The sequence below is a fragment of the Corticimicrobacter populi genome (assembly GCF_003123725.1).
Taxonomy (GTDB): domain Bacteria; phylum Pseudomonadota; class Gammaproteobacteria; order Burkholderiales; family Burkholderiaceae_B; genus Corticimicrobacter; species Corticimicrobacter populi.
The window spans coordinates 27,480-50,199 of record NZ_QETA01000001.1 but is presented as its reverse complement, the minus strand read 5'-3'; the positions used below and the strand labels follow the sequence as shown (position 1 = coordinate 50,199).

Annotated in this window: 23 protein-coding genes and 1 tRNA gene; 11 read left to right on the top strand and 13 right to left on the bottom strand. The window is 63.1% G+C overall.

Annotated elements, in window-relative coordinates; genetic code table 11:
- Positions 1–4: 4 nt before the first annotated feature.
- Positions 5–1,189, bottom strand: a complete 1,185-nt coding sequence (locus tag DD235_RS00255; protein WP_109060075.1) for an efflux RND transporter periplasmic adaptor subunit — start codon at positions 1,187–1,189, stop codon at positions 5–7.
- Between the two features lie 86 nt (positions 1,190–1,275).
- On the opposite strand from DD235_RS00255, the gene DD235_RS00250 reads away from it, so the two are divergent.
- Entirely contained in the window at positions 1,276–1,983 is a 708-nt protein-coding gene (locus DD235_RS00250) for a TetR/AcrR family transcriptional regulator (RefSeq protein ID WP_109060074.1), read from the top strand.
- A gap of 68 nt (positions 1,984–2,051) precedes the next feature.
- On the opposite strand, the gene glcC is transcribed toward DD235_RS00250, so the two are convergent.
- Complete coding sequence (gene glcC / locus DD235_RS00245; protein ID WP_109060073.1) at positions 2,052–2,837, bottom strand: transcriptional regulator GlcC; 786 nt, start codon at positions 2,835–2,837, stop codon at positions 2,052–2,054.
- A gap of 184 nt (positions 2,838–3,021) precedes the next feature.
- On the opposite strand from glcC, the gene glcD reads away from it, so the two are divergent.
- Genes glcD through glcF form a run of 3 tightly spaced genes read left to right on the top strand, consistent with a single transcriptional unit; the run spans position 3,022 to position 6,872 of the window.
- Positions 3,022–4,521 (top strand): glycolate oxidase subunit GlcD, encoded by a 1,500-nt coding sequence (glcD, locus tag DD235_RS00240; protein ID WP_109060072.1) that lies wholly within the window; start codon positions 3,022–3,024, stop codon positions 4,519–4,521.
- Positions 4,521–5,633, top strand: a complete 1,113-nt coding sequence (glcE, locus tag DD235_RS00235; RefSeq protein ID WP_109060071.1) for a glycolate oxidase subunit GlcE — start codon at positions 4,521–4,523, stop codon at positions 5,631–5,633. The genes glcD and glcE overlap by 1 nt, the downstream gene beginning before the upstream one ends.
- Before the next feature lie 9 nt (positions 5,634–5,642).
- Entirely contained in the window at positions 5,643–6,872 is a 1,230-nt protein-coding gene (glcF, locus tag DD235_RS00230; protein WP_109060070.1) for a glycolate oxidase subunit GlcF, read from the top strand.
- A gap of 63 nt (positions 6,873–6,935) precedes the next feature.
- Here glcF and DD235_RS00225 read toward each other — a convergent pair whose 3' ends face one another.
- From DD235_RS00225 to DD235_RS00205, 5 genes are all read right to left on the bottom strand, one after another.
- Entirely contained in the window at positions 6,936–7,985 is a 1,050-nt protein-coding gene (locus DD235_RS00225; protein ID WP_239990033.1) for an NAD(P)-dependent alcohol dehydrogenase, read from the bottom strand.
- A gap of 160 nt (positions 7,986–8,145) precedes the next feature.
- Positions 8,146–9,537: an NAD-dependent succinate-semialdehyde dehydrogenase gene (locus tag DD235_RS00220; protein WP_109060068.1), complete on the bottom strand. Its 1,392-nt coding sequence runs from the start codon at positions 9,535–9,537 to the stop codon at positions 8,146–8,148.
- 128 nt (positions 9,538–9,665) lie between these two features.
- Positions 9,666–10,802, bottom strand: a complete 1,137-nt coding sequence (locus tag DD235_RS00215) for a metallophosphoesterase (RefSeq protein ID WP_109060067.1) — start codon at positions 10,800–10,802, stop codon at positions 9,666–9,668.
- A gap of 4 nt (positions 10,803–10,806) precedes the next feature.
- Positions 10,807–11,394: a flavin reductase family protein gene (locus DD235_RS00210; RefSeq protein WP_109060066.1), complete on the bottom strand. Its 588-nt coding sequence runs from the start codon at positions 11,392–11,394 to the stop codon at positions 10,807–10,809.
- A gap of 52 nt (positions 11,395–11,446) precedes the next feature.
- Positions 11,447–11,737, bottom strand: a complete 291-nt coding sequence (locus DD235_RS00205) for a putative hemolysin (protein WP_109060065.1) — start codon at positions 11,735–11,737, stop codon at positions 11,447–11,449.
- Between the two features lie 129 nt (positions 11,738–11,866).
- Here DD235_RS00205 and alkB point away from each other — a divergent pair, with 129 nt between their 5' ends.
- Genes alkB through DD235_RS00190 form a run of 3 tightly spaced genes read left to right on the top strand, consistent with a single transcriptional unit; the run spans position 11,867 to position 13,750 of the window.
- Complete coding sequence (alkB, locus tag DD235_RS00200) at positions 11,867–12,517, top strand: DNA oxidative demethylase AlkB (protein WP_109060064.1); 651 nt, start codon at positions 11,867–11,869, stop codon at positions 12,515–12,517.
- A gap of 4 nt (positions 12,518–12,521) precedes the next feature.
- Positions 12,522–13,073, top strand: a complete 552-nt coding sequence (ogt, locus tag DD235_RS00195; protein ID WP_109060063.1) for a methylated-DNA--[protein]-cysteine S-methyltransferase — start codon at positions 12,522–12,524, stop codon at positions 13,071–13,073.
- The gene (locus DD235_RS00190; RefSeq protein ID WP_109060062.1) at positions 13,070–13,750 is read left to right on the top strand and encodes a hypothetical protein; all 681 of its coding nucleotides are present in this window, start codon (positions 13,070–13,072) and stop codon (positions 13,748–13,750) included. The genes ogt and DD235_RS00190 overlap by 4 nt, the downstream gene beginning before the upstream one ends.
- A gap of 21 nt (positions 13,751–13,771) precedes the next feature.
- Here the strand turns inward: DD235_RS00190 and DD235_RS00185 are convergent, their stop codons facing one another.
- Positions 13,772–14,119, bottom strand: a complete 348-nt coding sequence (locus tag DD235_RS00185; protein WP_146193358.1) for a hypothetical protein — start codon at positions 14,117–14,119, stop codon at positions 13,772–13,774.
- A 19-nt stretch (positions 14,120–14,138) separates the two neighbouring features.
- Positions 14,139–14,212, bottom strand: a tRNA-Gly gene (locus tag DD235_RS00180).
- 178 nt (positions 14,213–14,390) lie between these two features.
- Here DD235_RS00180 and DD235_RS00175 point away from each other — a divergent pair.
- Positions 14,391–15,860, top strand: a complete 1,470-nt coding sequence (locus DD235_RS00175; RefSeq protein ID WP_109060060.1) for a DUF1266 domain-containing protein — start codon at positions 14,391–14,393, stop codon at positions 15,858–15,860.
- Here the strand turns inward: DD235_RS00175 and DD235_RS00170 are convergent.
- Genes DD235_RS00170 through DD235_RS00155 form a run of 4 tightly spaced genes read right to left on the bottom strand, consistent with a single transcriptional unit; the run spans position 15,820 to position 21,075 of the window.
- On the bottom strand, positions 15,820–17,475 hold the full coding sequence (locus DD235_RS00170) for an alpha/beta hydrolase (RefSeq protein WP_239989986.1): 1,656 nt from the start codon (positions 17,473–17,475) through the stop codon (positions 15,820–15,822). The two genes, DD235_RS00175 and DD235_RS00170, sit on opposite strands and share 41 nt — an antisense overlap.
- 21 nt (positions 17,476–17,496) lie before the next feature.
- Positions 17,497–18,753: a complex I 51 kDa subunit family protein gene (locus DD235_RS00165; protein ID WP_109060934.1), complete on the bottom strand. Its 1,257-nt coding sequence runs from the start codon at positions 18,751–18,753 to the stop codon at positions 17,497–17,499.
- A gap of 4 nt (positions 18,754–18,757) precedes the next feature.
- A complete protein-coding gene (locus DD235_RS00160; protein WP_239989984.1) occupies positions 18,758–20,404 on the bottom strand; it encodes an FAD-binding protein in 1,647 nt (548 codons plus the stop codon).
- A complete protein-coding gene (locus tag DD235_RS00155; RefSeq protein WP_109060058.1) occupies positions 20,401–21,075 on the bottom strand; it encodes a 4Fe-4S dicluster domain-containing protein in 675 nt (224 codons plus the stop codon). The genes DD235_RS00160 and DD235_RS00155 overlap by 4 nt, the downstream gene beginning before the upstream one ends.
- Before the next feature lie 86 nt (positions 21,076–21,161).
- Here DD235_RS00155 and thiS point away from each other — a divergent pair, with 86 nt between their 5' ends.
- The 3 genes from thiS to lysM all read left to right on the top strand — a co-directional run bounded on the left by thiS (position 21,162) and on the right by lysM (position 22,615).
- Complete coding sequence (thiS, locus tag DD235_RS00150) at positions 21,162–21,362, top strand: sulfur carrier protein ThiS (protein ID WP_109060057.1); 201 nt, start codon at positions 21,162–21,164, stop codon at positions 21,360–21,362.
- 3 nt (positions 21,363–21,365) lie between these two features.
- Entirely contained in the window at positions 21,366–22,103 is a 738-nt protein-coding gene (gene trmB, locus DD235_RS00145; protein WP_109060056.1) for a tRNA (guanosine(46)-N7)-methyltransferase TrmB, read from the top strand.
- A 65-nt stretch (positions 22,104–22,168) separates the two neighbouring features.
- On the top strand, positions 22,169–22,615 hold the full coding sequence (gene lysM / locus DD235_RS00140) for a peptidoglycan-binding protein LysM (RefSeq protein WP_109060055.1): 447 nt from the start codon (positions 22,169–22,171) through the stop codon (positions 22,613–22,615).
- Positions 22,616–22,720 lie beyond the last annotated feature (105 nt).

Sequence of the window (22,720 nt, the reverse complement as noted above, 5' to 3'; positions counted from 1 at the left end):
TCTCCTATCGTGCGCCAACGGCGAACTGCTGCGGCTCAGTGGCAGGCTGCTGCCGCTCGGCACCCGCCTGCTGCGGCTGTTTCGCGCCATCGGCGGGCACCACGCTGACCTGCATACCCGGGCGGACTTTCTGCAGCCCGTCGACGATGACCCGGTCGCCGGCCTGCAACCCGGACTCGATCAGCCAGGAGGCCCCCATGCTACGTCCGACCACCACAGGCCGCTGTTCAACTTTGCCTTCGGCATCGACGACCAGGGCACTGGCTTGGCCGGCGACATCGCGGGCAATGCCGCGTTGCGGCACCAGCAACGCCGCCTCGCGCCGCTCCTGTGGCAGTTGCGCATGAACAAACATGCCTGGTAGCAGCAAATGCTCCGGATTTGGAAACACGGCACGCAAAGTGACCGCCCCGGTTCCCTCGTCGACACTGACCTCGGAAAACTTCAATACGCCCGTATGCGGATAGGGCTTGCCGTTCTCCAGCGTCAGGTTCACCTCTGCCTGAGCCTGTTCCATATCTGCCGTGCCTCGCCGCGCCAGGTCTTCCTTCAGGGCCAGGATGGCCGTGGCGGGCTGCACGATATCGACATAGATCGGATCAAGCTGTTGCACCGTGGCCAATGCCTCTGCCTGGTTGGCCGTCACCAGCGCCCCCTGCGTCACCGACGAGCGACCAATCCGACCAGCAATAGGCGCGGCCATGCGGGTATAGCTCAGGTCGATACGTGCTGTCTCCGCCGTCGCCCGAGCCTGCAGATATTGCGAGCGTGCATCGTCATGGTCTTGTCGGCTGATCGCGTTGCGTTCAATCAAACGCGCATAGCGTTCGGACAGCAGACGGGCTGACGCCAGGCTGGCCTCAGCCCGCGCCAACGTCGCCCGGTATAGTGCCGGGTCGATCTGGTAGAGCGGCTGCCCTGCCTCGACCTGGCTCCCCTCCTCGAACAGACGTTTCTGCAGGATCCCGCCCACCTGCGGCCGCACCTCAGCCACAAGATACGGCCGCGTGCGCCCCGGCAGGTCGGCGACCAGGGACACCGGTTGCGGCGCAAGCGTGACAACGCCGACCTCCGGCTCGGGCTGGCCGACGGCGGCGGAATCGGAAGCGTTCTTCTGGCAGGCGGCCAGCATCAAGCTGACCATCGCCACAGCCAGCGCCAGGCCATGCTTTTTCCACTGATGTGTCATATAACGGCACTCTCGCATAAAATTAGGTTGGTTAACCGACCTAATTTTAGAGGATTGCGATCAGTTTGCAATACCGTATCGGGAAGATGCATCGGAATGCGCCATCCCGATCTGGCCCTACACCCGCTAAACTGTTGTTTTCACGAAACGCTGGCGCGCGGCCAATCCAAATGCCACGCCACGGCCCTTCCACAGACACAGCCATGACCGACAGGAATAGATCCGAAGACTCCGCGATTGCCCGACGCAGAAAGGAACAGATACTCGAAGCGGCTGCCAGATGCTTTCGCGAAAAAGGCTTCCACCGCAGCAGCATGGCGCAAATATCTGCCGAAGCGGGCATGAGTGCGGGCCATATCTATCATTACTTCAAGAAAAAGGAAGACATCGTGGCCGCTATCGTGGCGCGCGAACGCAGCGCCATCGACACGCTGATCGAAGAGACCCGCTCCACGGACGCGTCTGCGCCCAGCGGTGCTTTGGGTATAGAGCATGCCGTCAAGGCCATCCGGCTCAGCCAGGATCCAGCCCGCGCCTCCCTGATGATGGAAATCCTGGCCGAGGCCGCCCGCAATCCTGAAATTGCTGCCGAACTGCAGCGCAGCGATACCGAACTGCAAGCCACCCTGCTGAAACTGCGCGGCGACGACAGTCCGCGTGCGCGGTCTCGCCAGGAGCTGATTGCCGCCCTGATGGAAGGCCTGTCGGTCCGTGCGCTGCGCAACCGCACGCTGGCGGAAAACATCGATCCGGACATGCTGAATGACGTGTTCGGCTACATCACAAACGCATAGCGGTATTGACTTTGCCGGCACGTGCCCGGTGCGCTGATGGCCGGATGCCAGGGTACCAGCGCAAGTTGCTAGAGGCGCGTTCCCGCAGCCCCTTCCAGCCGCAACAGCGCACGCGCCTGCCGCTCCTGCTCGCGCCCCGCTTCCTGCAGGTTGTCGCGCACCGAACGGACATGCTCCAGTGCAGCACGCTGGGCCGCCTCGGGCCGGCGCTGCTCGATGGCCCTGAAAATCCGCAGGTGCTGACGGTCGATCTGCGCCTTGTAAAGTGGCCGGCCATACAGATGGCTGACCGAGGCATGCACACTGCCCAGCATCAGTTCGCTGAGCGAATCCAGGGTATGCACCAGCACCGGATTGTCGGCCGCCTCACTGATGGCACGGTGAAAGGCATGATCACGACGCGCATGTTCTTCTGCCGGCAAGACCTGCCCGGAAGGCAACGACTGTGCCTGCTGCCACGCCTCAAAGGCGCGGCGGATCAACACCATGTCGGCCTGGGTGGCCCGCGCGGCGGCCAGCCGGGCCGCCTCGGCCTCGAGCAATGCCCGAACCTCCAGCAGGTCATACAGCGTACGGGGCTGGGAAGCGAACAGGTGCATCAGCGGGGAGGACTCACGCCCTGCGCCCAGACTGGCCACAAATGAGCCCCGACCATGCTCGGTACGGATCAGCCCGCGACCACGCAGGATGCGCAACCCCTCGCGCAGCGCCGTGCGCGAACAGCCGAACCGTTCCATCAACTGCCGCTCGGACGGCAATACCTGCCCCGGCCTCAGCACGCTGTCGACGATCAATTTCTCGACATGCACGGCCACGCGTTCCGCCACACTGGGCGGTCTTGAATCACTGGTCATACCAGCAGAACCCCCTTGTCAGGTGAATCAATAAATCCCTTTTATTTCATCAATCAATAAAGCACCAAGGGATAACGATAACCCGAAAAACTGGTATGACCTCCAGGAACAGGGCTTGAGCTGCCTGCCCAGGCTCCCGATAATCATTGCATACCTATACCTATCCAACCTGGAAGAGACAGCCATGAACATCCTGTACGACCCGCGTCTGGATGGCGTCCTGCCGGACGTTGACCGCCCCGCCCTGATCGAGGCATTGCGCCAGGCCGCGCCGGGCCTGACAATCCTGCACGAAAGAGAGCAGTTGCGCCCCTACGAGTGCGACGGACTGTCTGCCTACCGCACCACGCCGCTGCTGGCTGTCCTGCCCGAGCGTGTAGAGCAGGTCGCGGCCATCCTGCGAACCTGTCGGGACATGGGTGTGCCGGTCGTGGCACGCGGTGCCGGAACCGGCCTGTCGGGCGGCGCGCTGCCGCTGGCCCAGGGTGTGTTGCTGGTCATGGCCCGCTTCAAGCGCATCCTCGATATCCATCCGGAAGGCCGCTATGCCCGTGTACAGCCGGGTGTGCGCAACCTGGCGATTTCACAGGCGGCAGCACCGCATGGCCTGTACTATGCGCCCGATCCTTCCTCGCAGATTGCCTGTTCGATCGGTGGCAATGTGGCCGAGAATGCCGGCGGCGTCCACTGCCTGAAATACGGCCTGACCGTTCACAACGTGCTCAAGGTCGAGATGCTGACCATCGATGCCGAGCCTGTCACGCTTGGCAGCGATGCACTGGATGCAGCAGGCTTCGATCTGCTGGCGCTGTTTACCGGCTCGGAAGGCATGCTGGGGGTGGTCACGGAAGTCACCGTACGGCTACTGCCCCGTCCCGTGGTTGCCAAGGTACTGATGGCCAGCTTCGACGATGTCGAGAAAGCAGGCCGGGCCGTGGGTGACATCATCGCCGCCGGCATCATTCCGGGCGGGCTGGAGATGATGGACCGACTGTCGATCCACGCCGCCGAGGATTTCATCCACGCCGGCTATCCGCTCGATGCCGAAGCCATCCTGCTGTGCGAACTGGACGGTGTCGAATCCGATGTCGACGAGGACTGTACTCTGGTGCGCAATGTCCTGGCACGAGCGGGGGCCACGGAAGTCCGGCAGGCCCGCGACGAAGCCGAGCGGGCGCGATTCTGGGCTGGCCGCAAGAATGCCTTCCCTGCCGTGGGCCGCATTTCTCCCGACTATTACTGCATGGACGGCACGATTCCGCGCCGGGCGCTGCCGGGCGTATTGCAGGGCATCGCCGCACTGTCGGAAGAATACGGCCTGCGCGTGGCCAACGTCTTCCATGCCGGCGACGGCAACATGCATCCGCTGATCCTGTTCGACGCCAACCGGCCGGGTGAACTGGAACGCGCCGAAGCGCTGGGTGGCCGGATCCTTGAACTGTGCGTGGAGGTCGGCGGCAGCATCACCGGCGAGCACGGCGTGGGCCGCGAAAAAATCAACCAGATGTGCGCCCAGTTCAACAGCGACGAAATCACCTTTTTCCATGCGGTCAAGGCGGCCTTCGACGAGGCCGGGCTGCTCAATCCCGGCAAGAACATTCCGACCCTGCACCGCTGCGCCGAGTTCGGTGCGATGCACGTTCATCATGGCCAACTGCCGCACCCCGAACTGGAGCGTTTCTGATGACTGCCGCACACGATACCTCGCGTCTGCCCATCGACTTCCAGACCGACCAGGACCATGACGACAGTCTCCACCTGCTTGATCAGGTACGCACCGCCCTGCGTGACCGTACCCCGCTCGACATCCAGGGCGGCGGCAGCAAACACTTCCTGGGACGTCCGCGCCGGGGTGTCCCCATAGACACCACCCGCCATCGCGGCATTGTTTCCTACGATCCGACCGAACTCATCATCACGGCACGCGCCGGCACCCCGCTGGCCGAGCTGGAAAGCGTACTGGCGCGTGGCGGCCAGATGCTGGCCTGTGAAGCCCCCGCCTTCGGCCCGGCAGCCACCGTAGGCGGCATGGTTGCAGCCGGGCTATCAGGGCCACGCCGCCCATGGGCCGGTGCCGTGCGAGATTTCGTGCTGGGCACGCGCCTGATCAGCGGCCTGGGCACCTACCTGCGCTTTGGTGGCGAAGTCATGAAGAATGTGGCCGGCTACGATATATCGCGCCTGCTGGCAGGCAGTCATGGCTGCCTGGGGCTGATCACCGAAGTCTCTTTCAAGGTGCTGCCACAACCGCGCTGCAGCATCAGCGTCGCGCAACCCATGCCGCCCGACAAGGCACTGGCGCGGCTGCGCGAATGGGGCCAGCAACCCTTGCCGATCAGCGCCGCCAGCCATGATGGCTATGCCCTGTACCTGCGCTTCGAGGGCAATGACGGCTCGGTGCGCGCCGCCTGCGACCGCATCGGCGGCGACCGTCTCGATGACGACTGGTGGCTGTCACTGCGCGAACATCGCCTGCCTTTTTTCGCCACGACAGACGACCCTCGTCCGCTGTGGCGCCTGTCCGTGCCGTCCTGGCAGCCGCCACTGAATCTGCCGGGAGATCAGTGGGTGGACTGGGGCGGTGCCCAGCGCTGGCTGCGCAGCGAAGCACCACCAAATAACATCCAGCACTTGGCCCAGGCGGCCGGCGGCCATGCCACCTGTTTCACGGCCGGTCATGCCGACAGCCCTTTCCAGCCCCTGCCGTCGGCCCTGATGCACCTGCACCGCAACCTGAAAGCCAGGCTTGATCCGCACGGCATTTTCAATCCCGGGCGGATGTACGCCGAATTCTGAGAGCCGATCATGCAAACCAATCTGAGCGCTGCCGCCCAAGCCCTGCCCCATGCGCAAGAAGCCGAGCGTATCCTGCGCAGTTGCGTGCACTGCGGCTTCTGCAATGCCACCTGCCCAACCTACCAGGAGCTGGGCGATGAGCTCGATGGCCCGCGCGGGCGCATTTACCTGATCAAGCAATTCCTCGAACACGACACGGCGGGCCCCACCACCCGTGCGCATCTCGACCGCTGCCTGAGCTGCCGCAACTGCGAAACCACCTGTCCCTCGGGCGTGGAATACCATGCCCTGCTGGACATTGGCCGGGCCGCACTGGAGGTTCATGCGCCACGCCCCTGGCGCGAGCGCCTGCTGCGTACCGGATTGCGTGCCGCCCTGCCTCGCCCGGTGCTCTTCGCCCTGCTGCTGCGAGCCGGACGTGGCCTGCGCGCATTGCTGCCACAGGTATTGGCCAACAAAATCCCGACGCGCATCACGGAGCCAGGGCGACGCCCTGCCCCACGCCATGCGCGCCGCATGCTGATGCTGGAGGGCTGCGTGCAGCCGTCCCTGTCACCCAACACCAATGCCGCCGCCGCACGCGTGCTCGACCGGCTCGACATCAGTATCGTGCCAGTCACCGAGGCAGGCTGCTGCGGTGCCATTGACTATCACATGAATGCTCAGGAAACAGGCCTGGCCCGTGCCCGCCGCAACATCGACCTCTGGTGGCCGCTGCTGCAACAGGGTGCCGACACTATTATTCAAACAGCCAGCGGTTGTGGTGCCTTCATCAAAGAATACGGCAGGATGCTGCGCGACGATCCCGCTTATGCAGACAAGGCCCGGCACATCAGCGCCTGCACCAAAGACCTGTTCGAGGTACTGGCCGAAGCCGACCTGGAGACCATCCGGATCCAGGCTGAACGACGCATCGCCTTTCACTGCCCCTGTACCCTGCAGCATGCCCAGAAGCTCGGCCCCCTGGCCGATCAGGTGCTGACGCGCCTGGGATTCAATCTGACCGCCGTGCCGGATGCACACCTGTGCTGCGGGTCTTCAGGCACCTACTCGATCACCGAACCCGTGCTGTCGAAAAAACTGCGCGACAACAAGCTGGACGCCCTGGAAAGCGGCCATCCCGACCTGATCGTGACCGCCAATATCGGCTGCCAGACCCATCTGGATGGTGCCGGCCGCACCCCCGTGCGGCACTGGATCGAGCTGGTCGATGCCGCACTGGCCTCGCAGTCCACATAAGACAGGCAAAATAACCGAAATCATCCTGCCGCCTTGCAGACCCGAGCGAAGCCAGAGTCACCACTAGCCCTGCAGTGAGGCCATATCGATCACGAAGCGATAGCGCACATCGGACCGCTCCATGCGCTCGAAGGCTTCATTGATCTCGTCCATGCGGATCATCTCGCACTCGGGCAGGATATTCTTCTCGGCGCAAAAATCCAGCATCTCCTGCGTCTCGCGGATGCCGCCGATCAGTGAACCCGCCACGCGCCGACGCCCCAGCACCAGCGGCACCGTGCTCGGCTCATCAAGCGGGCCGATCTGCCCCACCAGGGTCAGGGTACCGTCGATATCGAGCAGCGGCAGGTAGGGATTCAGATCGTGCTTGACCGGCACGGTATCGATGATCAGGTCGAACGAGGATTGTGCCGCCGCCATGGCCTTTTCATCCGATGACACCAGAAAGGCATGCGCCCCCAGCGCCTTCGCATCGGCCGCCTTGGCATCGGTACGACCCAAGACGGTCACCTGCGCGCCCATGCCCACCGCCAGTTTGACGGCCATGTGACCCAGCCCGCCCAGGCCGACTACCGCCACGCGGCTGCCCGGCCCGACGTTCCAGGTACGCAGCGGCGAATAGGTCGTGATGCCGGCGCACAGCAGCGGTGCCACGCGCGACAGGTCCAGGCCATCGGGCACCGACAGCACAAACTCTTCGCGCACCACCAGATGCTTGGAATAGCCGCCCTGGGTCGCCTCGCCGGTGACCCGATCCGGGCTGGAGTAGGTGCCGGTCATGCCTTCGCGGCAGTACTGCTCCTCGCCATGCTCGCACTGATCGCATTCCTGGCAAGAGTCCACCATGCAGCCCACGGCGACTTTATCGCCCACCTTGTAGCGTTTGACGGCAGAACCCACTGCCGTGACACGCCCCACGATCTCGTGGCCGGGCACGACCGGATACAGGGTCCAGCCCCAGTCATTGCGGGCCGTGTGCAGGTCGGAGTGACAGACGCCGCAATACTGCACCTCAAGCGCCACATCATGGGCACGCAGTTCGCGGCGTTCGAATACATGGGGAGCCAGGGCGGTGTCGGGGCCCTGCGCGGCATAACCGATGGTTTGCATGATGATCCTTGTAAAAAGTAAACGGGCGGATGTGCCCATATAGTACACATCCGCCCGCTCTGAAAAACAGCCCGGTATCTTATATGAACTGTCCCAAAATGTCGGATTCAACGTTCGACTTCGGGAACAGATCAATCGACCGGGCTTATCATCCGCTCGTTAATCAGAAACGGGCGTCGATATCCACCACGTCGATCAGCTTGTGGTTGACGAATTCCTTGAGGCCCAGGCCTAGCAACTCGCGACCATAGCCGGAACGGCGGATCCCGCCAAACGGCAGGTCGGCCTCGACCTTGGTCGGGTGGTTGATGAACACCATCCCGGTCGACACGCGCTGTGCCACCTTCTTGCCGTTTTCGATATCGGTGGTGAAGACCGAACCACCCAGGCCAAACGGCGAATCATTGGCGATGCGCACGGCATCATCTTCGTCCTTGGCGCGGAACAGCATCGACACAGGGCCGAAGAATTCCCAGTAGCGGGCAGGATTGTCTTCGGCCAGGTCGGTCAGGATGGTCGGCTGCACGAAAGCGCCCTGCGTCGGCACGACAGGACCGACAGCTTCGGCCTTGGCACCCAGCTTGATGGCTTCCTGGATTTTTTCACGCACCTCGTCGGCTGCACCCTGCGAGGACAGCGGTGCCAGCGTGGTGGCGGCATCGAACGGATCTCCCGCCACCAGCCCTGCCACACCTGCACGGTAGCGTTCGAGGAAGGCATCGTAGAGTTCATCGACGATGATCATGCGCTTGGACGAGCAGCACACCTGGCCACCGTTCCAGTGGCGACCGAACACGGCCCATTTGACGGCCTTGTCCAGATCGGCATCGGCCAGCACGATAAAGGCATCGGCACCACCCAGCTCCATGGTCGATTTCTTGAGCGCCTTGCCTGCCTGAGCTGCCACGATGGCACCCGCGCCTTCGGAGCCGGTCAGGGCCACACCATGCACGCGCGGATCGCTGATGATGCGCTCGATCTGACCACGCGTCGCGTACAGGTTGATAAACGCACCCTCTGGCAGACCCGCCTCACGCATCAGGCCCTCGAAAGCGGCAGCGCTCTGCGGCACATTGGAAGCGTGCTTGAGCAGCAGCGTATTGCCGGCGGACAGTTGCGGAGCCAGGATGCGAGCGATCTGATAGTAGGGGAAATTCCAGGGTTCGATGGCGAGGATCACGCCCAGCGGCTCATGCACCAGCACGGCTTCGCCTTCTTCCGGGTCCAGCACCGGCAGTTTTTCGGGTTCGAGCAGTTTCTCGGCGTTGCGAACGTAGTATTCGAGGATCTTGGCCGACAGTTCGACCTCGCCCTGTGCCTCGGTATACAGCTTGCCCATTTCCATGGTCAGCAGCTTGGCATAGTGCTTGGCGTCGCGGCGCAGCAGGTCGGCCGCCCGCTGCAGGATGCGCCCACGCTCGGCGAACGATGTCTCACGCCACGCCAAAAAAGCCTTGTGTGCCTGGTCAATGGCCCCATCGACCGATGCATCGGTTGCATCGGGAAATGTCTTGATGGTTTCGCCAGTGTAGGGATTGATGCTTGCGTAAGTCATGTTGCAGTCCTTTATATGAGTTGCAAGACTACTTTAATCCTCCAAACACGTCTGCGACATGACGAAGATCAGCAGCACCCCGTCATTTTGAAACAAGAAGAAACCAGATTTTCCACGATCCGGCAGCATCATTCACCAGCCGACATCGACCGCAAGACCAAGCGTGTAATCTCAGAAGGCCGTCCCAGCCGGATCGGAAAACCATTCCACAGGCCTGCACCGTTGCTCACATAAAGTTGCATCGCCCCGACCCGGTACAGCCCCGACACATAGCCCTCGTTGGCCAGTTGCGTGGCCAGATGCAGGCCCAGCACCTGCCCGCCATGGGTATGTCCCGACAGTTGCAGATCCGCGCCGGCCTGCGCGTAGGCATCCGCCCCGACAGGCCGGTGACTCATCAGGATCACGGTATCCGTCTCGGGGACACCGGCCAGCGCCGCACCGATATCAGGTTCTGGCAATCCGAACCGGGCCGCAACCGGATCGGTCACACCCGCCACCACCAGTGTGCTGTCGCCCACCGGCAGCACGACATGCGCATTGGGCAGCATGCGCAATCCGAGCCGCTCAAATGCTGCCATCCAGCCCTGGTACTCGGCGTAGTACTCATGATTGCCCGGAATGGCGAAGACACCGTGGCGCGCCTGCAAATGCGCCAACGGACGCACATCGTCGGCACGTGCCTCGGGCGTGCCATCAACCAGATCCCCGGTCACCAGCGTCAGGTCGGGTGACAGCGCATTGGTCCGCGCCACCACGGCCTCCATCCAGGGCCGCTGCAGCAGGCGACTGGCGTGCAGGTCAGTCAGTTGCACAACCGTGAACCCGTCCAGCGCAGTTGGCAGGCCGGGCAATTCGATTTCGACCGTGCGCACCTCCGGCACGCGCACGGCCTGCCAGACGCCGACGCCAGCCAGTACGGCCGAAGTCACCGCCAGCACCCACCGCAGCCCCCCGCTACCGAACAGCGTGTCTGACACCCGCCGGGAAAGTGGCCTTGCCAGCCAGCCCAGCACATCCCTCAGCAACAGCAGAACAGCCAACAGGATCAGCGTACCGAATGCCCAACCCAGCACCAACAACACCGTAGCCGGCACTTCGGGAGACGACATGGTGCCAAAGAATGTCCGGGTCACCAGGTGATGCTCGGCCACCAGCAACAGCACGCCAGCAAGAGCAACCTTGCCTGGCCGCTGCCAGGGCAAGGGCAAGACAAAACGCCAGATGACATACAGGGCGATCAAACCACTGACAACATGGAACATGGCATCAACCCTGAGTATGTGTGTCTGCGTCCAGCGCCTCACCGATCGCGTAGAAACGACCGCCGGCAATATAGTGCAGGCTGCGCAATGCCGGATCGGCACGCTCAAAGTGCCAGTGCCCGTCGCGGAATACCCGCGTATCCGCCCAGGCTCCTACGACTTCGGCAATGAACAGATCGTAGGTCTGCTGGTTGTGCGATTCGGGAATCAGCCGGCAAGCAAGCCAGGCCGAACACCCCGCCACGAACGGCAACGCCTGCCCATCGATCCCGAACAGTTCGACACCGCTGCGCACCAGCTTGTCCGGTACCGTGTGCAGGCTGCGATGACCGACCTGGTAAGTCAGTTCCAGTTGTGCCACCGTCGGCACCTGGATCACAAAGCGCCCACTTTGCTCGACCAGATCCCGCGTCCTGGCGATCTTGTCGAGCACGACCGTGAGCTTGGGCGGATCAAAATCAAGCGCGCAGGCCCAGGACGCCGCCATGACATCATCCACCCCGTCATGGCGTGCGGAAACCAGGATGGTCGGCCCATGGTTGAGCAGGCGAAACGCTTTGTCCAGGGGCACTGCTGCAATATGTTCATGCATCGTCGTCTATCTCTTTCTCTGTCTTGGTATCGTCTACTGGCACCGGCCCAGATCAGCGAGTGGCGTTGCCCTGCCGGGGATGGTCGCGGTAGAACAGTGTCCACTCCTCGATTTCCGTCCCGTCGGGCAAGTGGCATACACCGTACTCGCCACCATCCTCGCCCTTGAGGATCTCGATCTTGCCGCCTTGCTCGATGCAATAGACCGACGCAGGATTGGCCATGCCGATCATGGGTGGCGCGTCCCGTTGCGGTGGCTCGACTGCGCAGGCCGACAGGCCTGCCGCCATGGAGACGGTCAGCAAACCCAAGGATCGATAATGGCGGGATGTGCGATGGTTCATGAGTCGACTCCTTTTGATCCGGATATCCAGGATGGAAATACGATCATAGCTGGAATGGAACTACACTGTTCGTAAACACAGTCATTTGCAATTCCATTCCTGTCATCTGACTCCCATTGTGATCCCCCTATGACAACCCTGGATCTGTTTCGCAGCACCGCTCCCGGCGAGTTCGAGCGCATCGGCCCCGGAGCCTGCATCCTGCGAGGCTTTGCACTCGCGGGCGAAGACGGGTTGCTGTCGGCACTGGCCTCTATCGAGGCTGAAGCACCTTTCCGCCGCATCAACACGCCGGGTGGCCGCCCCATGTCGGTCATGCTCACCAGTTGTGGTGCCCTGGGCTGGACATCGGATCGATATGGCTATCGCTACAGCCGTGTCCATCCCGATACTCGCCGTCCCTGGCCCGCCATGCCACCCGCGCTGCGGCAACTGGCCTGCAATGCGGCCGACACCGCCGGTTTTCCCGGCTTCGAGCCGGATGCCTGCCTCATCAACCGCTACCTGCCGGGTGCCCGGATGTCGCTGCACCAGGACAGGGATGAGCGCGACCTGCGGGCCCCGATTGTCTCCGTGTCACTGGGCATGAGCGCCACCTTTCTGTTCGGTGGCCTGCAACGCGCCGAGCGTACCGCCCATGTACCGCTGCATCATGGCGACGTGGCCGTGTGGGGCGGCCCCGACCGACTGCGCTACCATGGCATCATGCCGCTGCCGCACCATCCCCATCCGGTGCTGGGCGCGCAGCGCATCAACCTGACATTCCGCAAGGCAAGCTGAAGCCATGACCGCCACCACATTCCTGCTGCAACGCCAGCCCTCGCCGCTTGGCGAGATGCTGATCGTCACCGACGAACAGGACCGGCTGCGGGCGCTGGACTGGTTCGACCACGAAGACAGCCTGCGCCAGTTGCTGCGCCGCCAGAATCCCCGCCTAGACCTGACATTGCGCGACAGCACGCAGGACAGTACCGCCACCCTGGCCCTGAGGGCCTATTTCGGAGGGCGTCTCGATGCCATCGACCATCTGGACATTGCCACCGGCGGCACCGACTTCCAGCGCCAGGTCTGGACCGCATTGCGGACCATCCCATGCGGCTCCACAATGAGCTACCGTACCCTGGCCGAACGCATCGGCCGTCCCAAGGCTGTCCGTGCCGTCGGGCTGGCCAACGGTGCCAATCCGATCAGCATCGTCGTGCCCTGCCACCGGGTCATCGGCGCGAATCACACGCTGACAGGGTATGGCGGCGGCTTGCCACGCAAGGCCTGGCTGCTGGCGCATGAGGGCGCACAGACGGCGGGAGAACAAGCCTCTCTTTGGGACACACCATGATTTTTTCCGACACCCTGCCAGGCCACACCGAGCCGACCGATCTGACACGTTATTTCGAAGAGGTCGAGCACGCCAGCCTGCACCTGCCGCAAGATCACTCGCAACAGTTACTGACCAGGGCAGAAGCACGGCATCTGTCGCAGCAGATGCATTTTCATCCGCTCATGCAACAGCTCGGCGGCCTTATCCTGGACGATGTCCAGACCAGCAATCACCACCTGTATGTCTCGACCGGACCGCTGCGCGGCGCAGTCTGCTGGCTCTCCCATGATGGCGCAAGCCGCATCGTGTATGCATCACTGTCCGACTTTCTGTCGGCCGCCATCGCGGCCAGGGCAGAACACCAGATTCTGGAAGACCGGCACCCTGAGTTATCGCCCCTTGCCGAAGACCAGCATGCGCTGGGCCACTGGATCCTGACGATGCTGGAGGAAGCCGATGCCGATGTGCGGGTGCCGGCGCTGATCCCCTCGCTTGACCTGACCGATCTTGCCTTGCTGCGCCAACTGGCCAGCCACGAAGATTTTTATATTTCAGAAGCGATAGCGCTGGAAATCTGCAGACGGCCGCACAAGGCACTGGCCGAGATTGCGCAGACTTGCGCACAGCATCCGCATCCGCAAGCCGCCAGGGCGGGAGGACGGGCGCGTGGCATGATCAGGGGGTTGAGGGGGTGAAAGCGGGTGACGGTCGAAACACTATTCACTGCACATGACGCCGCGATTGAAATCCCAACGCGCGCAATTACTGTAATGCAGCGCTCCGACCGCCAACGCCAGACCAAACAGCACACCCCCTGCGGCCATGATCCATGGCAGCGCCTTGTGGGTATCTTCCAGAAATCTGCGCCAGGGAGCCTGTCCGGGAAGCGCCATCGACACAATGCCGGCCACCCCAACGGCTTGGAAAACAATAGAGAAAAACAACCGGGACACGCTCACAGCGGCCATGTCATCGGTTCTGGAAAGAAAGATATAGACATCGATGCCCGCCAGAATCAAGGCGGCAGCAACGCCAGCAAGAACACAAGCTCGCATGGGGCTCAACCTTTCGAAGCCTTGTGATTGGAGCGGGTGATGGGAATCGAACCCACGCTTGAGGCTTGGGAAGCCGCCGTTCTACCATTGAACTACACCCGCATTGCGAAGTGATCGCAAAGACACCGTACACAGCAGGTGTACGGCAGGTCGCAAGTGTACATCAAAATCCCCTGCCCCACCTCGCCAGCATCACACATCTCCGCACGCAATTTGCAATCTCCTGGCGAGACAGCCTGCCCTACAATTTTTGCCCCTTCGTTTTTTAGAAAGACTCATCATGCAGCACCCCGCCAGTCAGCAGCCGGTCAACAAATATGTCGCGCTGGGCGCCGTCTATCGTTACCCCCACTACCGCCTCAAGCAGATCGAAAGCGCCACACCGTTGAGCGACGAAGACCAGCGCCAGTCCTTTCTCGGCCTGCACATTGCCGATCCGGCAGAACACCGCAACGCCTTGCGCGCCTCGCTCGAAGAGAACTACGGCATCACTGATCGCGACAGTCTCAAGGCCTATGTCGAATCGCTCCAGCAGGGTGACTGGATCGATGGACCGGTACATGCGCTGCTGGGCCGCATCTATCTGGCACATCGCCAGGACTTTGCAAACCTGAGCCCCGAGCAGGTCACTCATGCATTCCTCGCTGATGGCCAGTTGCAGGCACTAACGGCACGCTACGATCCGGTCACCGGTATCGGCTCGGCCGACGACGAGACGCGCCAGCGCTATTTTGCCGATCTGCGCCAGGCGGTCGCCAACACTTTCCTGCCCGAACAAGGTGAATATCGCGAGCATCTGGCAGCGTTTTTTGAGACACACGAGAACTGGCTGGCACCTGCCGGAGATTTTTCGATTGTCGGCTTCAACCACTCCCGCCTCATCGATATTCTCGCCAGCGCTGCCACGGCCGGTTTCCTGTCGGAGGAAGAAGCGCTGGCCCTGATCGATCACTACGGCAGCCAGATCGAACAGTTGTATCCGGACTGGCAGACCTTTTTCTTCAGTTGCCTGCTGGGCAAGCGCATGCTGGTTCCACAAGGCGGCGGGCGTACGCTGGACAGCGATGACTACCTCATTTTCGTGCGCGACATGGTGACGGCAACGCACTTTCCGCTGGCCATCTCGGGATTGTGGCCCGACAGCGACCTGAGCCTGATTGCCGGCATGCTGGGCCAGGCCGGGCAGACCGCCAGCGCAGTCATCCAGGATGTCGCGCTGCCGGTCTTTGCCCGCTTTGACCTGGCCGAAGTCTGGCAATATGGTTCCGAACTGCACCCGGGTGGCGAAGAAGACTCGATCTCCCTGCCCGGCGATCCCGTCGCCACGGGCTCGACCAGTTTCCAGGAGCAGGCCGAAGACCCGTTCTTCTTCAATCTGCAGGAGGGTGAAGCGCCCTTCCTGCAGGCCGACACGGGGCTGTTCAAATACATCATGCTGACGGACCGGGGCATCCACTTCTCCCATCGCCCCTTCATCCTCTTCGGCGGCATGCGCAAGCGCTTCGTGGCCTGGAGCGAGCCCATGCAGTTCACCTGCGAAGCCAGCGGCCTGCTGTGCTCGTTGACCGTCAAGGTCAATGGCCGCAAACTAATCTCGTTTCCCGACAACTACGGCCGCTATGGCCTGACCGAAGAAAAGGCCATCGAGATGGACTCCAAGAAGGTCCGCGCCCTCATGCAGCAGGACGTGGACAACATGGTGGCGGCCTTTACTGCCCTGCGCGAGCAGCTTGCGCAACGCGCTGCTTGAGCGCAGCCAGTCGCTCCGGTGTCCAGCCTGACGGCGAGGTCAGGCTGGCCCAGGCATCCGCATAGTGATCAAACGCATAGACATGCCCATACCCCTTGGGCGGCTCGGTCGCCAGCATCAGATCGAAGGCCAGTTGCAGGAATGTCACCACCGGAATCCAGGTCATGTCGGGTGACACGTCCGGCCCCAGCGGAGCCTGCATCCAGGCCGGGCGGCGCCACAAGGCGCGTGGATCGAAAAAGGTCACGGCATCGCTGGCATACTGGAGAAACACGATGCGAAAGGGTCCCCAGGGCTGGGCAGCCTCATCAAGCCGGTTGTCCTGCGCCGTGAACCGCACCACCGAATCGTCACCAAAACGCGGCAGCCAGGCCGGCGAACCGGGTTGCCGGGCAGCGGTGACCGCGCGCCATGTCGGTGTGCTGAAAGGCGGCCCCGACCACAGCGCACCCTGATAGGGCGCACCGATGACCTGGTACAGATCATGGCTCTGGTCGCCATTGAGCGCCCCCAGGCTCAGGCCCTGCAAGTACAGACGCGGCCGCGCGTCGGGCGGCAGGCTGCGCCAGTGCCCATAGACGGCGGCGAACACGGCACGCGCAGTATCCACGCCGTATTGCGGATCGGCCAGCAGCGCCAGCCAGCTCAGCAGGTATGAATACTGTACCGAAACGGTGGCGACATCTCCCTGCAGCACATACTCCAGCGCCGACTGACTTTCCGGATCAACCCAGCCAGTGCCTGTCGGCGTGGCGATCACCAGGTTGCTCCGTTCGAACGCACCGATGCGCAACAGTTCCTGCAAGGCCAGCTCGGCCCGTGCCTGAGGCGTATCGGCCGAATTCAGACCGACATAGACACGCAACGGCTCCTGCGCAGGCAGCCCCGTCATCTCTGCAATCCGTGTCGCATCAGGACCGGCCGCAATCATGCGCCGCCCCTGCCGGCCCAGTTGCTGCCAATCCACCAGGGACCCCGGCCCACCGGTCTTGAGACGATTGGAAGGCTGGGCCACGTCATCCTCGATCAGTGCATCCAGCCCGCTGTAGATCCGATCAGCAGCACGCATGGCACGATCGGCCAGCACACCATTGCCGATGTTCCAGAACAGCGTAGCCGTCACCACAATACCGACCAGCGCGGCGGCCGGCCGTGACAGATAGCGCCCCAGCCGTGCCGAAAACCAGCGCCGGATCCAGCCGAACAGGCGCGCCAGCGCCAGCAGCACGGCAAAGGTCAGCAACGCCAGCGCCAGGATACTCAGCGGCCCGGCACTGTCGATGGGCGTCATTTCCATCCGCGCCCGCAACCGGTTCTGCCAGCCGGCCGCCCACCACAACGCCAGCGCCGCAGCGATCAGACACAGCGCCAGGGTCAGCAGCAGGGCCACACGCCGCACACGCTCCGGCAGCGCAGGCAGGCCCATGGCACGCCATAACCGGCGCAGCAAAACCCCCAGCCCATAGCCGGCAGCCAGGCAGAAACCACCCAGCACACCCTGTATCCAGGGTTCGCGCGGCACCAGGGACGGTGTCAGCGAAGCAGCAAACAGCAATGTGCCCAGAACCAGGCCTATGCCGCACAGCGAAAACGGAGACAGATCGGTTCTGGGCATGGGCAGAGGTCCAGTCAGATATCAGGCAGGGGGCTGGCGCACCGCGCCATATTCCTCGGGAAAAGTGTGCAGGGAGCTTTCCACGACCGTGACCGCACCATCGATCAGGCCGCAGCGCCCACTGCTCGGCAAAATACCACACAGGTTGCGCAGGGCCCGCAGGTCGTCTGCCGAACCGTGACCGCTGTCAAAGCGATGCAGCAGGCGCGAAAGCTGGAACGTGCCGCACTTGCAGGAAGGACACTGCCCGCACGATCCGGCCGCGAAAAAGTCGATATATTCCGACACCTTGCGCACCACGCTGGTCCCTTCGGAAATCACGATCATTGCGCCGGTGCCCAGTCGCGACTTGCGCGCCCGCACCGAATCGAAATCCAGCGCGACATCCAGATCGGCCGCCGTCAACAGCGTATTGGACGGCCCGCCCGTGAAAACCGCCTTGAAGGCCCGCCCCTGCAGCATGCCGCCGCCATGCACGAATACCAGATCCTGCAGCGACGTGCCCATGGGCAGTTCGTACAGGCCCGGATTGAGCACATCACCGGAAAGCGAATAAAGCTTGGTGCCCGCCGCCTCACCCTGGCCCAACGACCGATACCACTCAGCCCCCCGGCTCAGGATATGCGGCACATTGGCAAAGGTCTCGACGTTGTTCACCAGCGTCGGCGCGCCACCAACGCCCTGCTGCGTCGGAAACGGCGGCTTGCGGCGCGGAAACGGAAAACCGCCCTCCAGCCAGGAAATGACCGCCGTATCCTCGCCGCCGATGTAGCGCCCGGAACTCGGTGTCACGTTCAGTTCAGGCATGCGACCCAGACAGTCGGCCACCCGCCCCAGCAACGGACTGGCGCGCCACTGTGCCACGGCCAGACGCAGGGCAACAAGCGCCTCGGCCTGGTGCGGATTGGCATACAGCGTGACATGGCTGGCGCGCAGCGCCACGGCAGCGATCAGCATGCCCTCGATGATCTGGTGCGGCGTATGCAGCAGCAGATGCCGATCCTTGAAGGTGCCGGGCTCGTCCTCGTTGCCGTTGCACACGATATGGCGCACGCCATCCGGTGCCTCGACCTCGGTCATGCCGGCCCACTTGCGCCAGGTCGGAAAGCCCGCGCCGCCCATGCCGCGCAGGCCGGCCGCCTGCAACGTACCGATCACGGCATCGGGTTGCGCCAGCGCCGCCTGCAGCCCCTGCCCGCCACCGGCGGCCAGCCAGGCATCCAGGTCGGCACCGACCTGTCGGGAGGGATGCAGCAACACCGGTTCGAAATCAGCCATGTGCTCAGTCATGCGTCATCTCCTGGCCCGCCGCATGGGCATGCAGGTCAAAGGGTACGGCACCGTAATTCGGATACAGGCAGGGTGCTGCCGGCGCATCGACCAGCCCGGCACGAATCAGGCTGCGATGCCAATCCTGGACATGCTCGATACCCACCCGCTCTCCATGCGATAGCGGCATCATCGCCGCAGCCCGGCCAGCCCGACGCCCGAAGCACAGGATATCCAACAGGGCATTGCCCATCAGGCGGTTGCGTCCATGAATACCACCGCTGACCTCGCCTGCGCAGTACAGCCCGGGCACGCTTGTCGCCCCCTGCGCATCGATGACCACGCCGCCATTCTGATAATGCAGGGTTGGATGCACCAACAGAGGATCCTGCGCAGGATCGACACCGCACTTGTGTGCGATATGCCCCAGCGTGACCAGCCGCTGCAACGCATCGGGTTGCCGTGCCAGCAGACCCGGCGTGTCGAGGAACACCCCCACCTGTCCATCATGCTGCACCCCGCGCCCCTCGGCACATTCACGCAGGATGGCGGCCGCCACCACATCGCGCGGTGCCAGCTCATCAATGAAACGCTCCCCCAGCCCGTTGACCAGATAGGTACCCGCCGAACGCACCGCCTCGGAAATCAGGCCACCGGCCAGATGGGCCGGATGCGCGATGCCGGTCGGGTGATACTGAAAGGAATCCAGTTCGCGCAGGCGGGCACCCAGCCGATAGGCCAGCACCAGACCATCGGCGGTCGCACCATAATGATTGGACGTTGCGAACCCCTGCAGGTGCAGGCGGCCGCTGCCCCCGGTCGCCAATATCACGGCGCGGGCACGCACCAGCACCAGCCTGCGCTGCTCCAGGTCATACAGCACCGCACCCGCGCACGCCCCATGCGGGTCTGACAGCAACTCCACAACAGGATGCCGGTTGCGGACGGTGACGCCTGGATGCATTTCCACCGCCTCACGCAAAACCCGCATGATTTCCAGGCCGGTAAAGTCGCGATGGCACAACACGCGTGGCACCTGAGTGCCGCCGGCGCGCTTGCGCACCAGACAATCCCGGTGCGGCCCGGAGGTCTCCAGGTCGAAATGCACGCCCAGCCCGATCAGCCAGCGAATGGTGTCCGGCCCGTCGCCGACCATGCCGGCGACCAGCGTGCGGTCTGCCACCTGATGTCCACCCCGCCAGGTATCCTCGAAATGCTGCTGCAGGCTATCCTCATCGCCAACGGCCGCCTGTATCCCCCCTTCGGCCATCACGGTATTGCCATCCCCCAGTCGCAGCTTGCCGGCCAGCAGCACGCGGGCACCCGCCTGCACAGCAGCCAGCGCCGCCGCGCAGCCTGCCCCGCCGCCACCGACCACCAGCACATCGGTCTCCAGCGTCTGCACGCCGGTCAGATCACGGTCATCGACCAACGTACGGCTCTGCAGCAGGCGAGCCAGTTCAGGATGACAGGGGTCGCCGGCATTCGGCCCGACCTGCAGGGCCGTGCGGGCAGCAGGGGCATGATCGGGATGAAATTCGCGCAGCAATGCCTCGCGCGGCCCGGGTTCCGGTCGCAACGGCGGCTCGCCTGCCGCCAGGCGGGCGCGTGCCTGTGCATAGGGAATGCCCGCCGCACGCATGGACGCCCCCGCCGTCATGGTTGCGCTCCCGGTTTGCGCCCTGCGTCCGTACAGGATAATGACGCGTCCGTACCCGGATCGACCAGCATGCGTCCCGATTCGATTTGGTTCAGCCGACGCAGCAGGTCTGCCGGACGCTGAGCGCTGGCACGCTGGCGGCGCACGAACAGGCCAAGGTGATTGGGCCGGATATCTTCCGGACAGGCCAGCGAACACAGGTTGCACATGACACACTGGTCGAATACATCGTCCACCGCCGCAAAATCCCCTGCCACGGCGTGCGCCACGCCCTGCTGCACCGACAGCCCCTTGGGACAGGCCCGGTCACAGCCACCGCAATGACGGCAATGCGCCGCCTGCGGAAAGATGCGGGCTGTCTCCTGCAGGCGTGACCAGCCATCGCCCAGTGACGCCAGATCGTAGACCCGGTCCTGCCCGGTCGAGAAATAATCAATGAAGCTGACCAGCATGCCGGCCTCGACCTGCGTCTCACAGGCCAGCGCGGTACGGACCTCCGGCTCCCCCTCGCGCCGTACCAGGCAACGACAGGAGCCACAGACGCCCTGCCCCATGCAGCCGACATTGGCCGTCAGGGTGGCACCGGCTGCCGCGTAGGCCTGGATGATGGTGGCATGAGGCGCGGCATCCAGCGCCTGTCCGTTGACGATCAGTTGCACTGTTTCAGTCACGCGACAAAACCCTTCATATAAAATGGTCGTTCGAGTGTAGCTGATGCAGTAGCCGCCCGACAGACCCTCCCGCTACAATAGCGCCCATGAACATTATCCTGAATGGCGAGCCGCACAGCGTGCCCGCTCCCCTTACCCTGTCCGCGCTGGTCGAACAGCTCGGCTACGTCGGCAAACGCATTGCCGTCGAGCGCAATGGCGAGATCGTGCCCAAGAGTCAGTATGCCGAGACGCTGCTGGCCGCAGATGACCGCCTGGAAATCGTTGTCGCAGTAGGAGGCGGCTGAATCATGAGTCTGCCCGACACCCCCGTCGCCCCCGATACGGACGAACTGGCTGCACAGCCCAACCGCACCCATATCCGCAGCTTCGTTCACCGCCGCAGTCACATCACGCAGGGTCAGCAGGAAGCGCTGGATCGCCTGACAGCGCAGTGGGCGATTCCCTATGCCGCGCAGCGCCTGTCCGTCGAAACGGCATTCGGCCGTACCGCCCCCCTGATCCTGGAGATCGGCTTCGGCATGGGCGAAACCACCGAAAAGATCGCCCTGTCCCGCCAGGGTGACAACTTCCTGGGCGTCGAAGTCTTCAATGCCGGCGTCGGCTCCATGCTCAAGCGCATCGAGGCTAGCGGCCTGCAGAACCTGCGCATCATCCAGCATGATGCCGTCGAGGTGGTGCGCGACATGATCGCGCCCGCCAGCCTGGCTGGCGTACATATTTATTTTCCCGATCCGTGGCCCAAGAAGCGGCATCACAAACGCCGTCTGGTGCAGCCGGCCTTCATCCACCTGCTGGCCAGCAGGCTGGCACCGGGGGGCTACATTCACTGCGCCACCGACTGGGAAAACTACGCCGAACAGATGCTTGAAGTCCTGTCGGGCGAAACACTGCTGACCAACACGGCAGAGGGCTATGCCCCCCGCCCCGACTATCGCCCCCAGACCAAGTTCGAAACGCGCGGCCTGCGCCTTGGTCATGGCGTATGGGATCTGATTTTTGTCAGGAATGATCAAATAGCGAGCTGATCGTTACCGGGTCATTCCTGTCGTGTATACACTTGCTTTGTTCCACCACTGACAAGGAGTCACACATGGGTCTGCTCAGTTTTATCAAGGAAGCCGGCGAAAAACTCTTCGGCGGCAGCGAAGCCAAGGCGGCAACGCCCGATCAGCTCAAGAAAGCCGTGGACGACCTCGGCCTGCAGGCCGATGGCCTGGATATCAAGGTCGATGGCGACAAGGTCACCATTTCCGGCAAGGCCAAGTCCACTGCCGATGCCGAAAAGATCGCCCTGGCAGTCGGCAATACCCAAGGCATCGCCTCGGTCGAGAACAACCTCGATGTCGAGGAAGTGGCCGTCGAGGCTGTTTTCTACACCGTGGTCAAGGGTGACACGCTCTGGAAGATTGCCGAAACCCAGTACGGCAATGGCAAGGGTGCCAAGTACACAGTCATTTTCGAGGCCAACCGCCCGCTGCTGAGCCATCCGGACAAGATCTATCCCGGCCAGTTGCTGCGCATTCCGCCGCTGGATTGAAGCCGACGCGCCTCCAGGCGCACGGTTCACAGAAAAGGGCAGTTCACTCGCGTGGCTGCCCTTTTTGCCTGTTGTATAAAGGCGCTACCTTCACCCAGAAGACGG

What these genes read in the sequence shown, in the direction of transcription:
- DD235_RS00220 (WP_109060068.1), bottom strand. Translation starts at nt 9,537, where the DNA reads ATGACTTACGCAAGCATCAATCCCTACACTGGCGAAACCATCAAGACA.
- DD235_RS00190 (WP_109060062.1), top strand. Translation starts at nt 13,070, where the DNA reads ATGATTTTTTCCGACACCCTGCCAGGCCACACCGAGCCGACCGATCTG.
- DD235_RS00210 (WP_109060066.1), bottom strand. Translation starts at nt 11,394, where the DNA reads ATGCATGAACATATTGCAGCAGTGCCCCTGGACAAAGCGTTTCGCCTG.
- trmB (WP_109060056.1), top strand. Translation starts at nt 21,366, where the DNA reads ATGAGTCTGCCCGACACCCCCGTCGCCCCCGATACGGACGAACTGGCT.
- thiS (WP_109060057.1), top strand. Translation starts at nt 21,162, where the DNA reads ATGAACATTATCCTGAATGGCGAGCCGCACAGCGTGCCCGCTCCCCTT.
- glcE (WP_109060071.1), top strand. Translation starts at nt 4,521, where the DNA reads ATGACTGCCGCACACGATACCTCGCGTCTGCCCATCGACTTCCAGACC.
- alkB (WP_109060064.1), top strand. Translation starts at nt 11,867, where the DNA reads ATGACAACCCTGGATCTGTTTCGCAGCACCGCTCCCGGCGAGTTCGAG.
- DD235_RS00175 (WP_109060060.1), top strand. Translation starts at nt 14,391, where the DNA reads ATGCAGCACCCCGCCAGTCAGCAGCCGGTCAACAAATATGTCGCGCTG.
- ogt (WP_109060063.1), top strand. Translation starts at nt 12,522, where the DNA reads ATGACCGCCACCACATTCCTGCTGCAACGCCAGCCCTCGCCGCTTGGC.
- DD235_RS00165 (WP_109060934.1), bottom strand. Translation starts at nt 18,753, where the DNA reads ATGGCTGATTTCGAACCGGTGTTGCTGCATCCCTCCCGACAGGTCGGT.
- DD235_RS00255 (WP_109060075.1), bottom strand. Translation starts at nt 1,189, where the DNA reads ATGACACATCAGTGGAAAAAGCATGGCCTGGCGCTGGCTGTGGCGATG.
- DD235_RS00160 (WP_239989984.1), bottom strand. Translation starts at nt 20,404, where the DNA reads ATGACGGCGGGGGCGTCCATGCGTGCGGCGGGCATTCCCTATGCACAG.
- glcC (WP_109060073.1), bottom strand. Translation starts at nt 2,837, where the DNA reads ATGACCAGTGATTCAAGACCGCCCAGTGTGGCGGAACGCGTGGCCGTG.
- DD235_RS00215 (WP_109060067.1), bottom strand. Translation starts at nt 10,802, where the DNA reads ATGTTCCATGTTGTCAGTGGTTTGATCGCCCTGTATGTCATCTGGCGT.
- glcF (WP_109060070.1), top strand. Translation starts at nt 5,643, where the DNA reads ATGCAAACCAATCTGAGCGCTGCCGCCCAAGCCCTGCCCCATGCGCAA.
- glcD (WP_109060072.1), top strand. Translation starts at nt 3,022, where the DNA reads ATGAACATCCTGTACGACCCGCGTCTGGATGGCGTCCTGCCGGACGTT.
- DD235_RS00170 (WP_239989986.1), bottom strand. Translation starts at nt 17,475, where the DNA reads ATGCCCAGAACCGATCTGTCTCCGTTTTCGCTGTGCGGCATAGGCCTG.
- DD235_RS00250 (WP_109060074.1), top strand. Translation starts at nt 1,276, where the DNA reads ATGCATCGGAATGCGCCATCCCGATCTGGCCCTACACCCGCTAAACTG.
- lysM (WP_109060055.1), top strand. Translation starts at nt 22,169, where the DNA reads ATGGGTCTGCTCAGTTTTATCAAGGAAGCCGGCGAAAAACTCTTCGGC.
- DD235_RS00205 (WP_109060065.1), bottom strand. Translation starts at nt 11,737, where the DNA reads ATGAACCATCGCACATCCCGCCATTATCGATCCTTGGGTTTGCTGACC.